At 61.6% G+C, this 14,268-nt stretch carries 10 protein-coding genes; 5 read left to right on the top strand and 5 right to left on the bottom strand.

What is annotated here, in order from left to right; all coding sequences use genetic code 11:
* Positions 1-193: 193 nt before the first annotated feature.
* The 4 genes from ntrC to glnA form a co-directional block, all read right to left on the bottom strand.
* Positions 194-1,630 carry a nitrogen regulation protein NR(I) gene (ntrC, locus tag L1P09_RS23410; protein WP_009685003.1) on the bottom strand — a complete coding sequence of 479 codons (1,437 nt, stop codon included), beginning with the start codon at positions 1,628-1,630 and terminating at the stop codon, positions 194-196.
* The gene (gene glnL, locus L1P09_RS23405) at positions 1,627-2,712 is read right to left on the bottom strand and encodes a nitrogen regulation protein NR(II) (RefSeq protein WP_054905873.1); all 1,086 of its coding nucleotides are present in this window, start codon (positions 2,710-2,712) and stop codon (positions 1,627-1,629) included. The genes ntrC and glnL overlap by 4 nt, the downstream gene beginning before the upstream one ends.
* A 263-nt stretch (positions 2,713-2,975) precedes the next feature.
* Complete coding sequence (locus L1P09_RS23400; RefSeq protein ID WP_182389455.1) at positions 2,976-3,518, bottom strand: chorismate mutase; 543 nt, start codon at positions 3,516-3,518, stop codon at positions 2,976-2,978.
* A 155-nt stretch (positions 3,519-3,673) separates the two neighbouring features.
* The gene (gene glnA / locus L1P09_RS23395; protein ID WP_009685006.1) at positions 3,674-5,080 is read right to left on the bottom strand and encodes a type I glutamate--ammonia ligase; all 1,407 of its coding nucleotides are present in this window, start codon (positions 5,078-5,080) and stop codon (positions 3,674-3,676) included.
* 635 nt (positions 5,081-5,715) lie between these two features.
* Here glnA and thiI point away from each other — a divergent pair.
* Together thiI and typA are read left to right on the top strand one after the other, a co-directional pair.
* The gene (gene thiI, locus L1P09_RS23390) at positions 5,716-7,170 is read left to right on the top strand and encodes a tRNA uracil 4-sulfurtransferase ThiI (protein ID WP_009681219.1); all 1,455 of its coding nucleotides are present in this window, start codon (positions 5,716-5,718) and stop codon (positions 7,168-7,170) included.
* A 128-nt stretch (positions 7,171-7,298) separates the two neighbouring features.
* The gene (gene typA, locus L1P09_RS23385; protein ID WP_009681218.1) at positions 7,299-9,119 is read left to right on the top strand and encodes a translational GTPase TypA; all 1,821 of its coding nucleotides are present in this window, start codon (positions 7,299-7,301) and stop codon (positions 9,117-9,119) included.
* A gap of 185 nt (positions 9,120-9,304) precedes the next feature.
* Here the strand turns inward: typA and L1P09_RS23380 are convergent, their stop codons facing one another.
* On the bottom strand, positions 9,305-9,709 hold the full coding sequence (locus L1P09_RS23380) for a YkgJ family cysteine cluster protein (RefSeq protein ID WP_003249225.1): 405 nt from the start codon (positions 9,707-9,709) through the stop codon (positions 9,305-9,307).
* Positions 9,710-9,895: 186 nt separating this feature from the next.
* On the opposite strand from L1P09_RS23380, the gene L1P09_RS23375 reads away from it, so the two are divergent.
* The 3 genes from L1P09_RS23375 (at position 9,896) to L1P09_RS23365 (ending at position 14,149) form a co-directional block, all read left to right on the top strand.
* Positions 9,896-12,346 carry a glycogen/starch/alpha-glucan phosphorylase gene (locus L1P09_RS23375; protein ID WP_232892332.1) on the top strand — a complete coding sequence of 817 codons (2,451 nt, stop codon included), beginning with the start codon at positions 9,896-9,898 and terminating at the stop codon, positions 12,344-12,346.
* Positions 12,347-12,538: 192 nt separating this feature from the next.
* Complete coding sequence (locus tag L1P09_RS23370) at positions 12,539-13,549, top strand: class 1 fructose-bisphosphatase (protein ID WP_009681216.1); 1,011 nt, start codon at positions 12,539-12,541, stop codon at positions 13,547-13,549.
* Positions 13,550-13,552: 3 nt separating this feature from the next.
* Positions 13,553-14,149 (top strand): DUF924 family protein, encoded by a 597-nt coding sequence (locus L1P09_RS23365; RefSeq protein ID WP_054906162.1) that lies wholly within the window; start codon positions 13,553-13,555, stop codon positions 14,147-14,149.
* The last annotated feature ends 119 nt before the right edge of the window (positions 14,150-14,268 follow it).

Here is a 14,268-nt window from a genome sequence, read left to right as displayed (position 1 = left end):
CCGCGAATACGGTAGTACCGGCAATGCACATTGCCTGGCAGAAACTGGCCCGCAGGCCCGGCCCTTTCGCGGGTGAACCCGCTCCTACAGGTAACCCATCAGCCCGGAGGCACAGATGGTCCGTGTAGGAGCGGCCTTGTGTCGCGAAAGGGCTGCGCAGCAGCCCCAAAGATCTCGAGGGTTAACCTAGCGCTCAGTGCTCGTCACCTTCCTCATCATCGCCACCCGCCACATTCATCCCCAGTTCCTTGATCTTGCGGGTCAGGGTGTTGCGGCCCCAGCCTAGCAACAGCGCCGCATCGCGGCGCCGGCCGGCGGTGTGCTTGAGGGCGGTCTCGATCATGATCCGCTCAAAGCTTGGCACCGCACTGTCCAGCAGGTTGGATTGCCCACGCGCCAGTGCCTGGTCAGCCCACTGGCGCAGCGCCTGCTCCCAGTTGGTCACGGGGGCAGCGTCCTGGGGCAGGTTCAGCAGCTCCGGCGGCAAGTCACCAATCAGTACCTCGCGGCTGGAGGCCATGACGGTGATCCAGCGGCAGGTGTTCTCCATCTGCCGCACGTTGCCCGGCCATGGCAGGTTGCGGATGAACTCCTCGGTTTCCGGCTTGAGCACCTTCGGCTCGACCGCCAGCTCTTGAGCGGCACGGGCAAGGAAATGGCGGGCGAGTGCGGGGATGTCTTCGCGCCGGTCAGCCAACCTCGGGATATGGATGCGAATCACGTTCAGGCGGTGGAACAAGTCTTCGCGGAACTTGCCAGCCTGCACCAGTGACTCAAGGTTCTGGTGAGTAGCGGCGATGATACGCACATCTACCTTGACCGGCACGTGGCCGCCGACCCGGTAGAACTCGCCATCTGCCAGCACCCGCAGCAGGCGGGTCTGGGTTTCGGCGGGCATGTCGCCGATCTCGTCGAGGAACAGGGTGCCGCCATCGGCCTGCTCGAAGCGGCCCCGGCGCAGGTTGGCGGCGCCAGTGAAAGCGCCTTTTTCGTGGCCGAACAGCTCGGACTCCATCAGGTCCTTGGGGATGGCGGCCATGTTCAGGGCAATGAACGGTGCCGCTGCGCGCGGGCTGTGGCGGTGCAGGGCGTGGGCTACCAGTTCTTTGCCGGTACCGGACTCGCCATTGATCAGCACGGTGATGTTGGAGTGGCTGAGGCGGCCAATGGCGCGGAACACCTCCTGCATCGCCGGGGCTTCACCGATGATCTCCGGCGTGCGCGCCAGGCTTTGTGGCACGTCCAGCCCTTGCTGCTCCTGGGCGTGCTGGTTGGCCCGCTTGACCAGCGAAACCGCCTCGTCCACGTCGAACGGCTTGGGCAGATACTCGAAAGCGCCGCCTTGGTACGATGCCACGGCGCTGTCCAGGTCGGAATGGGCGGTCATGATGATGACCGGCAGGCGTGGGTGCTGCTCGCGAATCTGCGCCAGCAGGTCGAGGCCGCTGGCCCCCGGCATGCGGATGTCGGAAATGATCACGTCCGGCTGCTGGCGGGCCAGGCGGCCCATGACACCGTCTGCGCTATCGAAGCTCTGGGTGGTCATGCCTTCCTGTTGCAGGGCTTTTTCCAGGACCCAGCGGATGGAGCGATCATCGTCGACGATCCATACGGTTTCACTTCGGCTCATGAGGCGGTGGCTCCTTGTTCCAGAGGCAGGTAGATCGAGAAGGCGGTATGGCCAGCGTGGCTTTCACACTCGATCAGGCCCTGGTGCTGGCTGATGATGTTCTGGGTAATGGCCAGGCCGAGCCCGGTACCGTCCGGGCGACCGCTGACCATGGGATAGAAGAGGGTGTCTTGCAGTTCCAGCGGGATGCCCGGGCCGTTGTCGATGATCTCCACCCGGGCCACCAGGCGATGGCGCACGTGGCCGATGGTGAACTGGCGCAAGGCGCGGCTGCGCAAGGTGATGCGGCCCAGGCGCAGTTCGTTCTGCGAACTGATCGCCTGCATGGCGTTGCGCACGATATTGAGCAGGGCCTGGATCATCTGTTCGCGGTCGATCAGGACATCCGGCAGGCTTGGGTCGTAGTCGCGCACCAATGTGATGCAGCCCTGGCTTTCGGCTTCGACCAGGCTGCAGACCCGCTCCAGTACTTCATGGATGTTGGTCATGGCCAGCGAAGGCAGCTTGTTCGAGCCCAGCATGCGGTCGACCAGGTTGCGCAGGCGGTCGGCCTCTTCGATGATCACATTGGTGTAGTCGCGCAGGCCGTCTTCGGGCAGCTCGCGGGCCAGCAGCTGGGCGGCGCCGCGGATGCCCCCGAGGGGGTTCTTGATTTCGTGAGCCAGGCCCCGCACCAGCATCTTGGTGGTTTCCTGTTTGCTCAGTTGCGCCTCTTCCTTGGTGATGCGCAGCAGCCGGTCGCGCGGGTGCACCTCCAGCAGCAGCAGGGTCTGGCCCTGGTGCAGGATTGGCGTTACCGCGTAGTCGACCGTGATCGTCTGCCCGGTCAGGGACGTCAGTTGTGCTTCGCGTTTGGTAAACGGGTGCGCCTGTTCCACCGCCTGGCGCAATGAGCTGAGCGCCTCGGTCGATTCAGTGAACAGTTCGCTGATGAACTGCCCGTGACTGCGCTGGCCACTGACCGCCAGCAACATTTCTGCAGCTGGGTTCATGTATTCCAGGCGCAGCTCACCGTTGAGCAATAGCGTGGCGGTGGTCAGGTTGTCCAGAAGCAGACGGTGCTGTGCATCGCTGATGGTCATAAGGCGTCGTTGACCTCTTTTGGCGCTTGTCTGGCAGGGTGCAGCCAGAACCCGGGGCGCAGTGAATCCGCTGATTCCAGTTTCAGTGCATAAAATGCAAGAAACAAACCAAAGCTCCGAAAAGAAGCGGAATTGTCCGATCAGCACCCGAAATCGCGCAGATTCGCACCAGAATGTCCTGGTTTAACGTTTCTTGTGACCTTTTTTGGGGTGCATTCAAGGGCGTCGCTCGCAAGAATGCACCAATAAGGAGCATAGAGCTTTCAGGATTTATCGCACAATTGACCGGTGGCGCGAACCAAGGCCTGGTGCAGTGGTTGGGGCGCGGACCGGCCGGCCAGTTCCTTGGCCAGCCGTGTGCTGCAGCCTGCCCCGGGCTCACGGTCGAAGGCTGCCAGCCTTTGCAGGAGTGTGCCCTGCAGGTCATCCAGTTGCGGGCGGATGTCAGTCTGCAAGTCGCGGCGTTGCGTGTGCGGCGCCGCGCCCTCGCGGTGCCAGTCGGACAGCAGGGTGTATTGCAGCAACTTGTTGGCTTCCATCTGGTCGGCGAAAAACGCCTCGGCGCGTTGTGGTGCCAGGCCGTGGCCAGGTGCGGCAGCACGGACATTCGCCAGCACTTGTTGCTCGCGCAGCGTTGCCTGCACGGGCTGGCCAGTGTCCCACTTGTGCAGCGCCACGGCTTCAGCCAGGGCCAGGCGCCGTTCGATGTTGTCGAGCAGGGCGGACAGCGCCGTATCCGGCGGGGCTTCTGCAGTGCAACCGGTCAGGGCCAATACAGCCACTGCGGCGAAGGGGAAATGACGCATGACAGACCTCCAGAGCATAGGGTGAAGGCCCGAGTGTGGCGGTGTTGGCTGATCCTCGGGGGTAGGACGCTTCCGAAAATAGTGACGGCAGAAACGAAAACGGCCTCCCGAGGGAGGCCGTTTGATCAGCTCACCGGCGCCGGGCGCCGATCAGATCAGCAGCTGTAGTACAGCTCGTATTCCAGCGGGTGCACGAAGGTGCGGACCTTGATTTCTTCTTCGCTCTTGAGCTCGATGAAGGCGTCGATGAAGTCGTCGGAGAACACGCCGCCCTTGGTCAGGAACGCACGGCCTTTATCCAGCTCTTCCAGCGCTTCTTTCAGGCTGCCGCACACTTGCGGGATGTTCTTGGCTTCTTCTGGCGGCAGGTCGTACAGGTTCTTGTCGGCCGCGTCGCCTGGGTGGATCTTGTTCTGGATACCGTCCAGGCCAGCCATCAGCAGCGCTGCGAAGGCCAGGTACGGGTTGGCCGATGGGTCCGGGAAGCGGGCTTCGATACGGCGGGCTTTAGGGCTGCCGACGTAAGGAATGCGGATCGAAGCGGAACGGTTGCGCGCCGAGTAGGCCAGCATCACCGGGGCTTCGAAACCTGGAACCAGACGCTTGTACGAGTTGGTCGACGGGTTGGTGAAGCCGTTCAGGGCCTTACCGTGCTTGATGATACCGCCGATGAAGTACAGGGCGGTGTCGGACAGGCCGGCATAGCCTTCGCCGGAGAAGGTGTTCTTGCCGTCTTTCCAGATCGACATGTGGACGTGCATGCCCGAACCGTTGTCGCCGTACAGTGGCTTCGGCATGAAGGTAGCGGTACGGCCGTAGGCGTCGGCAACGTTGTGCACAACGTATTTCAGCGCCTGGACTTCGTCAGCCTTCTTCACCAGGGTGTTGAACTTGACACCGATTTCGTTCTGGCCGGCAGTTGCCACTTCGTGGTGGTGAACTTCGACGGTCTGGCCCATTTCTTCCAGTGCGTTGCACATGGCAGTACGGATTTCGTGGTCGTGGTCGAACGGCGGAACTGGGAAGTAGCCGCCTTTCACGCCTGGGCGGTGGCCTTTGTTGCCGCCTTCCACGTCAGCGCCGGTCATCCACGAGCCTTGCTCGGAGAAGATCTTGAACATCGAGCCGGAGATGTCCGACTGGAACTTGACTTCGTCGAAGATGAAGAACTCTGGCTCCGGGCCGGCGAAGACAGTGTCACCGATGCCGGTGCTCTTCAGGTACTCTTCGGCACGCTTGGCGATGGCACGTGGGTCGCGGTCGTAGCCCTGCATGCTCGACGGGTCGACGATGTCGCAGGTGATGATCAAGGTTGGTTCTTCGGTGAACGGGTCCAGCACGGCGGTTTCGTCAACCGGCATCAGGATCATGTCGGAAGCTTCGATGCCTTTCCAGCCAGCGATGGAGGAACCGTCGAACATCTTGCCGACTTCGAAGAAGTCTTCGTCCAGCGCATCGCGCGCCGGCATGGTCACGTGGTGCTGAGTACCTTTGGTGTCCGTGAAACGCAGATCAATCCACTTGACGTCATGATCTTTGATGAGTTGAACCGACTTCGACATGTTGTCCTCCGGATGGTCTAGAGCGCGGTGGGCCGCTGCCCTGGAAAAAGGGTGTTGCCGGGCGCGGATAGTCGGCCAAGCTTACCTGCCTCACAAGGGAGCAAATTGCATGCCAGTGCCCGAAAATGGCGAGGGCGGGATAAAAGGGGGCGTTTGCAGGCATTTTGCGGGGGGCTGGGCTTGGAATGTGCACTTTTTAGATGCGGATTTTGGTATTGGTGCACCGGTATGGTGCACGACCTGGAGGGTGTGCTTTCTTTGAGGGCTTCATCGCCTGTGAGATCGAGCGCCGCCCGCGCGGCGCATCGCGAGCTGCGCTCGCTCCTACGTTTGTTTCGGGCCAATTATGCCTGTGGGATTTGTGCGCGAACGCCTTGGCGCATGCCTCATTATCGCGCGGTACAAACAAGGCGGTCGCGCGCACCTGGCACAGGGGTTACTGGCCCGAAACAAACGTAGGAGCGAGCGTAGCTCGCGATGCGCCGCGCGGGCGGCGCTCGGTCTCACGGGCACCAAAAAATCCTGCGCTGACATTTATCTCAAAGCTTCTGATCAAAAGTTGGTCAAATCCTGAGCAATTTCCGATATAATTCGCGCCCCTCATTTTCGGCAGGCCCTGCGCGCGCTGTTAACCAATGAAACTCATCGTCAAAGTCTTCCCAGAAATCACCATCAAGAGCCGGCCGGTGCGCAAGCGCTTCATCCGCCAGCTCGGCAAGAATATCCGCAACGTGCTCAAGGACCTCGACCCTGAGCTTGCGGTGGATGGTGTGTGGGACAACCTCGAAGTGGTTACCCGCGTCGAAGACGAGAAAGTCCAGCGCGAGATGATCGAGCGCCTCACCTGCACCCCGGGTATTACCCATTTCCTGCAGGTAGAGGAATACCCGCTGGGTGACTTCGACGATATCGTCGCCAAGTGCAAGCACCATTTTGGCCACCTGCTGGCCGGCAAGCACTTCGCCGTGCGCTGCAAGCGCGGTGGTCACCATGATTTCACCTCGATGGACGTCGACCGTTACGTCGGCAGCCAGCTGCGCCAGCAGTGCGGCGCTGCCGGTATCGCACTGAAGAACCCCGAGGTGATGGTGCGCATCGAGATCCGCAACCAGCGCCTGTACGTGATCCACAACCAGCACAATGGCATTGGCGGTTACCCGCTCGGTGCGCTGGAGCAGACCCTGGTGCTGATGTCCGGTGGCTTCGACTCTACCGTGGCGGCCTACCAGATGATGCGCCGTGGTCTGATGACCCACTTCTGCTTCTTCAACCTCGGCGGCCGTGCCCACGAGCTGGGCGTGATGGAAGTGGCCCACTACCTGTGGAAGAAGTACGGCAGCAGCCAGCGCGTGCTGTTCATCAGCGTGCCGTTCGAGGAAGTGGTTGGCGAAATCCTCAACAAGGTCGACAACAGCTACATGGGCGTGACCCTCAAGCGCATGATGCTGCGCGGCGCCGCGCATATGGCCGACCGCCTGCAGATCGACGCATTGGTGACCGGCGAGGCGATTTCCCAGGTATCGAGCCAGACCTTGCCGAACCTGTCGATCATCGACTCGGCCACCGACAAGCTGGTGCTGCGCCCGCTGCTGGCCACGCACAAGCAGGACATCATCGACCAGGCCACCGAAATCGGCACCGCCGACTTCGCCAAGCACATGCCGGAATACTGTGGCGTGATCTCGGTGAACCCGACCACCCATGCCAAGCGCCACCGCATGGAGCACGAAGAAAAGCAGTTCGACATGGCCGTGCTGGAGCGCGCCCTGGAGCGCGCCAAGTTCATTTCCATCGACCACGTGATCGATGAATTGGGCAAGGACATCGAAATCGAGGAAGTGGCCGAGGCGCTGCCAGGCCAGATCGTCATCGACATTCGTCACCCCGACGCCCAGGAAGATCAGCCTCTGGTACTGGAAGGTATCGAGGTGCAGGCCATGCCGTTCTATGCCATCAACAGCAAGTTCAAGCACCTGGACCCCACGCGCCAGTACTTGCTGTATTGCGATAAGGGTGTGATGAGCCGTTTGCACGCACACCACCTGCTCAGTGAGGGACATGCCAATGTGCGTGTTTATCGTCCGACATAAGACGCCGGGGCTGTATGGCGGCAGTATCCGCCATCGCCCTCCCGACCGCCGGGCCCGCTGAGCCTTAAACAGTACATGTTCGCCGCCTACACTGGGCGGCAACCGAATCCTCTGATCGAGATACACTTGTGATCGAAAATCTGCGTAACATCGCCATCATCGCCCACGTTGACCATGGTAAAACCACCCTGGTCGACAAACTCCTGCGTCAGTCCGGCACCCTGGAGCGTAACGAGCTCAACGACGAGCGCGTCATGGACTCCAACGACCAGGAAAAAGAGCGCGGTATTACCATTCTGGCGAAGAACACCGCCATCAACTGGAACGGCTACCACATCAACATCGTCGACACCCCCGGCCACGCCGACTTCGGTGGCGAGGTCGAGCGTGTAATGTCGATGGTCGACTCGGTGCTGCTGCTGGTCGACGCCCAGGACGGCCCGATGCCGCAAACCCGCTTCGTGACCAAGAAGGCCTTCGAAGCCGGCCTGAAGCCAATCGTCGTGATCAACAAGGTCGACCGCCCGGGCGCGCGTCCGGACTGGGTTCTGGACCAGATCTTCGACCTGTTCGACAACCTCGGTGCCACCGATGAACAGCTGGACTTCAAAGTCGTCTACGCCTCGGCCCTGAACGGCATTGCCGGTCTGGACCACACCGCCATGGGCGAAGACATGACTGCGCTGTACCAGTCGATCGTCGACAACGTACCAGCACCGTCTGTTGACCGTGACGGCCCGTTCCAGATGCAGATCTCCGCACTGGACTACAACAGCTTCCTCGGTGTTATCGGCGTTGGCCGTATCGCCCGTGGTCGCGTCAAGCCGAACACCCCGGTTGTCGCCATCGACACCAACGGCAAGAAGCGTAACGGCCGTATCCTGAAACTGATGGGCCACCACGGCCTGCACCGCGTCGACGTCGAAGAAGCCCAGGCTGGCGACATCGTTTGCATCAGCGGTTTCGACGAGCTGTTCATCTCCGACACCCTGTGCGCCCCGGACGCGGTAGAGGCGATGAAGCCGCTGACCGTTGACGAGCCAACCGTTTCGATGACCTTCCAGGTCAACGACTCGCCATTCTGCGGTAAAGAAGGCAAGTTCGTTACCAGCCGCAACATCAAGGACCGTCTGGACAAGGAGCTGCTGTACAACGTGGCCCTGCGCGTTCAGGAAACCGATTCCCCTGACAAGTTCAAGGTATCGGGCCGTGGCGAGCTGCACCTGTCGGTACTGATCGAAACCATGCGTCGTGAAGGCTTCGAGATGGCTGTTGGCCGCCCTGAAGTGATCATCCGCGAAGTCGACGGCGTGAAGCAGGAACCGTTCGAGAACGTCACCATCGACATCCCTGAAGAATCCCAGGGCAAGGTCATGGAAGAGATGGGCCTGCGTAAGGGTGACCTGACCAACATGGTGCCGGATGGCAAGGGCCGTGTTCGCCTGGAATACAACATTCCAGCCCGTGGTCTGATCGGCTTCCGTAACCAGTTCCTGACCCTGACCAACGGTGCAGGCATCCTGACCTCGATCTTCGACCGCTACGACACCATGAAGTCGGGCCAGATGTCTGGCCGCCTGAACGGTGTTCTGGTGTCGGTCGAAACCGGCAAGGCACTGACCTACTCGCTGGAAACCCTGCAGGCTCGCGGCAAGCTGTTCGTTGAACACGGCCAGGAGATCTACAACGGTCAGATCATCGGCCTGAACAGCCGTGACAACGACCTGGGCGTGAACCCGACCAAGGGCAAGAAGCTGGACAACATGCGTGCTTCGGGCAAAGACGAAGTCATCGCCCTGGTACCGCCAGTTCGCCACACCCTGGAACAGGCCCTGGAATTCATCCAGGACGACGAGCTGTGCGAAGTCACGCCTAAGTCGATCCGTCTGCGCAAGAAGATCCTGGACGAAGGCGAGCGTACCCGCGCTGCCAAGAAAGCCAAGAACTGAGTTAGCTCAGGCTGAATGAAAGCGCCCCCGGTCGAAAGGCCGGGGGCGTTTTTTTATGCTTGCAGAATTTGCGTTGGCCCTTTTCGCGGGCTTGCCCGCTCCCACAGGTACTGCACAGGCCTTGAGGATCGCGCAGATCCTGTGGGAGCGGGCAAGCCCGCGAAGAGGCCCTTGATGGCTAACGCTTAGCGCCCGACCACCTTGGGCTTGTACGCACAATAACCCGGCCGCGGCCCAACCTTGGGGTGGTTGCGGCAGGTGTCCGGGCGCTTGTCATAAATGGTGCACAGGCGGCTTTTGCGATCCAGATACATGCAGTCGTCGTTGCTCATCCGGGTCAGGGTGAAGATGCCTGACTTCTGGTTGAAGCGCTCGATGATGCCTTCTTTCTGCAAACGCTTGGCCACGTTCTTCGGCGGTTCGTCTTTCTCGAATTCATCGACTACGCCGATGCGGATCAGATCCTTGATCTTCACCTCCACCGGCAGGGTGCAGCAGGTCGAATGGCAGCCATGGCACATGTTGCTGGTGTAGCGCTGCCAGGTCTCCAGGCGGTCGACTTCGGCTGCGGCGATCAGGGTCGTTTTCATCTTTATAAGGGGCGGATCACGGTCTTGGGGCGCGCGATGATACCGGAATTGTTCAATTTATGAACAACCTTTTGCCGGAATCACCAAGTCGGCATGAAAACTGCGAACCGTAACTGTCTCTCCCTGTCGAAGGGTCTAGTCTGAACACTCTCCCTCCGCTTTCGTCAACTTGCCCGAGGATGCCCCATGTCCCAGGAACCTGAAGCTCGTGACGCCGAAGTCGCGGATTTTCGCGCTGCCGTACTGAACAAGCTGACCTATGCGGTTGGCAAGGACCCGGAGCACGCCTTCGACCATGACTGGTTCGAAGCCATCGCCCTGGCAGCGCGCGATCACATGGTCGACCACTGGATGGACCACACCCGACAGGCCTACCGGCGTAGCCAGAAACGGGTCTACTACCTTTCCCTGGAGTTTCTGATTGGCCGCCTGCTCTACGACAGCCTGAGCAACCTGGGCTTGCTGGACATCGCCCGAGAGGCCCTGCGAGACCTGGACGTGGACCTGGAGCGCATCCGCCTGCTGGAGCCCGATGCCGCACTGGGCAACGGTGGCCTGGGGCGTCTGGCCGCCTGCTTCATGGAAAGCATGTCGACCCTGGGCATTGCCGCCCATGGCTACGGTATCCGCTACGAGCATGGCTTGTTCCGCCAGGCACTGGTCGATGGTTGGCAGCAGGAGCAGACCGAGAACTGGCTGGACTTCGGCAACCCGTGGGAGTTCGAGCGTGCCGAAGTGATCTACCCGATCAGCTTTGGCGGTAGCGTCGAAACGGTGCACGACAACCATGGCAACCAACGCCAGGTGTGGTCACCTGGCGAGACCGTGCGTGCGGTAGCGTACGACACGCCGGTGGTCGGCTGGCGGGGTTCGAGCGTCAACACCCTGCGCCTGTGGCGGGCACGGGCGCTGGAAGAGCTGCACCTGGAGCGCTTCAACGCCGGTGACCACCTGGGCGCAGTGGCCGAGGTGGCACGTGCCGAGAGCATTTCGCGGGTCCTGTACCCGGCGGACAGTACCGAGGCCGGGCAGGAGCTGCGCCTGCGCCAGGAGTATTTCTTCGTATCGGCGTCACTGCAGGACTTGCTGCGCCGCCACCTGAACCAGCATGACTCGCTGCTCAACCTGCCCGATGCGGCCGCCATCCAGCTCAACGACACGCACCCGTCCATTGCCGTGGCGGAGCTGATGCGCTTGCTGGTGGACCAGCACGAAATCCCATGGGACAAGGCCTGGGAGCTGACCGTCGGCACCTTGGCCTACACCAACCACACCCTGTTGCCCGAAGCGCTGGAAACCTGGCCGGTGGCGTTGATGGAGCGCATGCTGCCGCGGCACATGCAGATCATCTACCTGATCAACGCGTACCATATCGACAGCCTGCGTGCCAAAGGCCTGCACGACTTCGACGTGCTGCGGGCGGTGTCGCTGATCGAGGAAGACAACGGCCGCCGAGTTCGCATGGGCAACCTGGCATTCCTCGGCTCGCACAGCGTCAACGGCGTTTCGGCGTTGCACAGCCAGCTGATGAAGAGCACGGTGTTCGCCGAGCTGCACAAGTTGTATCCGCAGCGTATCAACAACAAGACCAACGGCATTACCTTCCGCCGCTGGTTGTACCAGTCCAACCCGCAACTCACCGACATGCTGGTGGAGGCGCTGGGGCCGGAGCTCAAGGACGACCCGGAGGGGCGCCTGGCCGGTTTGGTGCCGTTCGCCGACAAGGCGGGTTTCCGCAAGCAGTTCGCGGCTCAGCGCCTGCACAGCAAGCGTGCCCTGGCCAGCATCATCCAGGACCGCGTTGGCGTCACGGTCAACCCCGAAGCGCTGTTCGACGTGCAGGTCAAGCGTATTCACGAGTACAAGCGCCAGTTGCTCAACCTGCTGCATACCGTGGCCCTGTACCAGGCCATGCGCAACGACCCTGGCACCAATTGGGTGCCGCGGGTGAAGATTTTCGCCGGCAAGGCGGCGGCCAGCTACCACCAGGCCAAGCTGATCATCAAGCTGACCAACGACATCGCCCGGGTGGTGAACAACGACCCGACCGTGCGTGGCCAGTTGAAGGTGGTGTTCCTGCCCAACTACAACGTCAGCCTGGCGGAGAGCATCATTCCGGCTGCGGACCTCTCCGAGCAGATTTCCACGGCCGGTTACGAAGCGTCGGGTACCAGCAACATGAAGTTCGGCCTGAACGGCGCACTGACCATCGGTACCCTGGATGGGGCCAACGTGGAAATGTGCGAGCAGGTCGGTGCCGACAACATGTTCATATTCGGCCTGACCGCCCAGCAGGTCGAGGCGCGCAAGCGGGCGGGTGATTTTGGCGCCACGGCGGCGATTGCTGCGTCCAACCGCCTCAACGACGTGCTGCAGGCGATTCGCAGCGGTGTGTTCTCGCCGGACGACCCTTCGCGCTACACCGGCTTGATCGATGGGCTGGTGGCCTATGACCGCTTCTTGGTATGTGCCGATTTCGATGCCTACTGGGATGCCCAGCAGCGCGTCGAGGACTTGTGGCACACGCCGGAGCAATGGTGGCGCATGGCGGTGCTGAACACGGCGCGGATGGGCTGGTTCTCGTCGGACCGGACCATTCGCGAATATGCTACGCAGATCTGGAAGGCGCTGGATTGAAGGTGCCTGCACCGCCTTCTTCACGGGCTCGCTCGTGAAGAAGGCGGGCGCCGACCACCGGCCTGGCACACGCTGAACTACCGACCTATTGTGCCGTCAGAGTGCCGTGGCGAGTCTCATCACTCGCTAGCCTGCAACTCTCCCTGTAAACTGCGGGGGTTTTTCATCTCCCCCATCCTTTCGGAGCCATACATGTCCCGCGTTACCCTGAGTCGCTATCTGATTGAGCAGACCCGCAGCAACAATACCCCTGCCGATCTGCGCTTCCTGATCGAAGTGGTGGCGCGTGCGTGCAAGGAAATCAGCCATCACGTGTCCAAGGGCGCCCTCGGCGGTGTGCTGGGCAGCATGGGCACGGAAAACGTGCAGGGCGAAGTCCAGAAGAAACTGGACGTGATTTCCAACGATATCCTGCTGGAGGCCAACGAGTGGGGCGGCCACCTGGCCGGCATGGCCTCGGAAGAAATGGACAACGCCTACCAGATTCCGGGCAAGTACCCCAAAGGCGCCTACCTGCTGGTCTTCGACCCGCTGGACGGTTCGTCGAACATCGACGTCAACGTGTCGGTCGGCACCATCTTCTCCGTACTGCGTTGCCCTAACGAGTACCTGAGCCAGAACGAAACCCTGAACGAAAACGCCTTCCTGCAGCCAGGCACCCAGCAGGTGGCTGCCGGCTACGCCATCTACGGCCCGCAGACCATGCTCATCCTCACTCTGGGCAACGGCGTGAAGGGTTTCACCCTGGACCGCGAGCTGGGCAGCTTCGTGCTTACCCACGAGAACATCCGCGTGCCGGAAACCACCGCCGAGTTCGCCATCAACATGTCCAACCAGCGCCACTGGGAAGCCCCGGTGCAGCGCTACGTCGGCGAGTTGCTGGCAGGCGAGACCGGCCCGCTGAAAAAGAACTACAACATGCGCTGGATCGCCTCGATGGTGGCCGACGTGCACCGTATCCTGACCCGTGGCGGCCTGTTCATGTACCCACGTGACGCCCGCGAGCCAAGCAAGCCGGGCAAGCTGCGCCTGATGTACGAAGCCAACCCGATGTCGTTCATCATCGAACAGGCCGGTGGCGCCTCTACCAATGGTTACGATCGCATCCTCGACATCAAGCCAGAAAGCCTGCACCAGCGTGTGTCGGTCATTCTTGGCTCGAAAGAAGAGGTCGAGCGCGTTACCGCCTACCACAAGGAGTAAGTCATGCTCGCACCTTGGCAGCCGTTGCTGGAATGGTGGTTCGGTTGGGGCACCAGTGCCCAGGCCGTGGCTGACGAGAAGAGCACGCTGTGGTTCGGCAAGCACCACGATGCCGAGGCCCATGCGCAGTTCGGTGAACTGGTGGAGCAGGCCCTGGCCGGCGGGCTCGACGAGTGGCAGCAAAGCCCGCAGGGCTGGTTGGGCCTGCTGCTGCTGCTCGACCAGCTGCCACGCATGATCTACCGCGACACGCCGCGCGCCTTCGAGGGTGACCGGCGTGCCCAGGTGGTGGCCATGCAGGGCCTGCAGAAGGGCTGGGACTACCAGCTGCTACCGATCCAGCGGGTATTCGTGCTGGTGGTGCTGGAGCACGCCGAGGTGCTGGACTGGCAAAACCTGTGCGTCGAGCGCTTTCAGGTGCTGCTGGGCGAACAGCCCGAGGCCAGCCGCCGGTTGTTCGAAGGCTTCCTCGACTACGCCGAGCAGCACCAGCGGGTGATCGCCCGGTTCGGTCGCTTCCCGCACCGCAACCTGGTGCTGGATCGCCCGAGCACCAGCGAAGAGATGGACTTCCTGCTGGAGCCCGGGTCCAGGTTCTGAGATTGCAGGGCCCTGCTGCGCAGGCCATCGCCACACAAGGCCGCCCCTACAAGGGGCGGCTTTTTTATTGGCCGTTAACTAATGCTTTGTGATTAATCGCACAGTAGTGGCCACCCGAC

The organism is Pseudomonas juntendi, from assembly GCF_021560075.1.
GTDB classification, from domain to species: Bacteria; Pseudomonadota; Gammaproteobacteria; order Pseudomonadales; family Pseudomonadaceae; genus Aquipseudomonas; species Aquipseudomonas juntendi.
The sequence above is the reverse complement of the archived record's forward strand: the minus strand, read 5'-3'. Positions and strand labels throughout refer to the sequence as shown.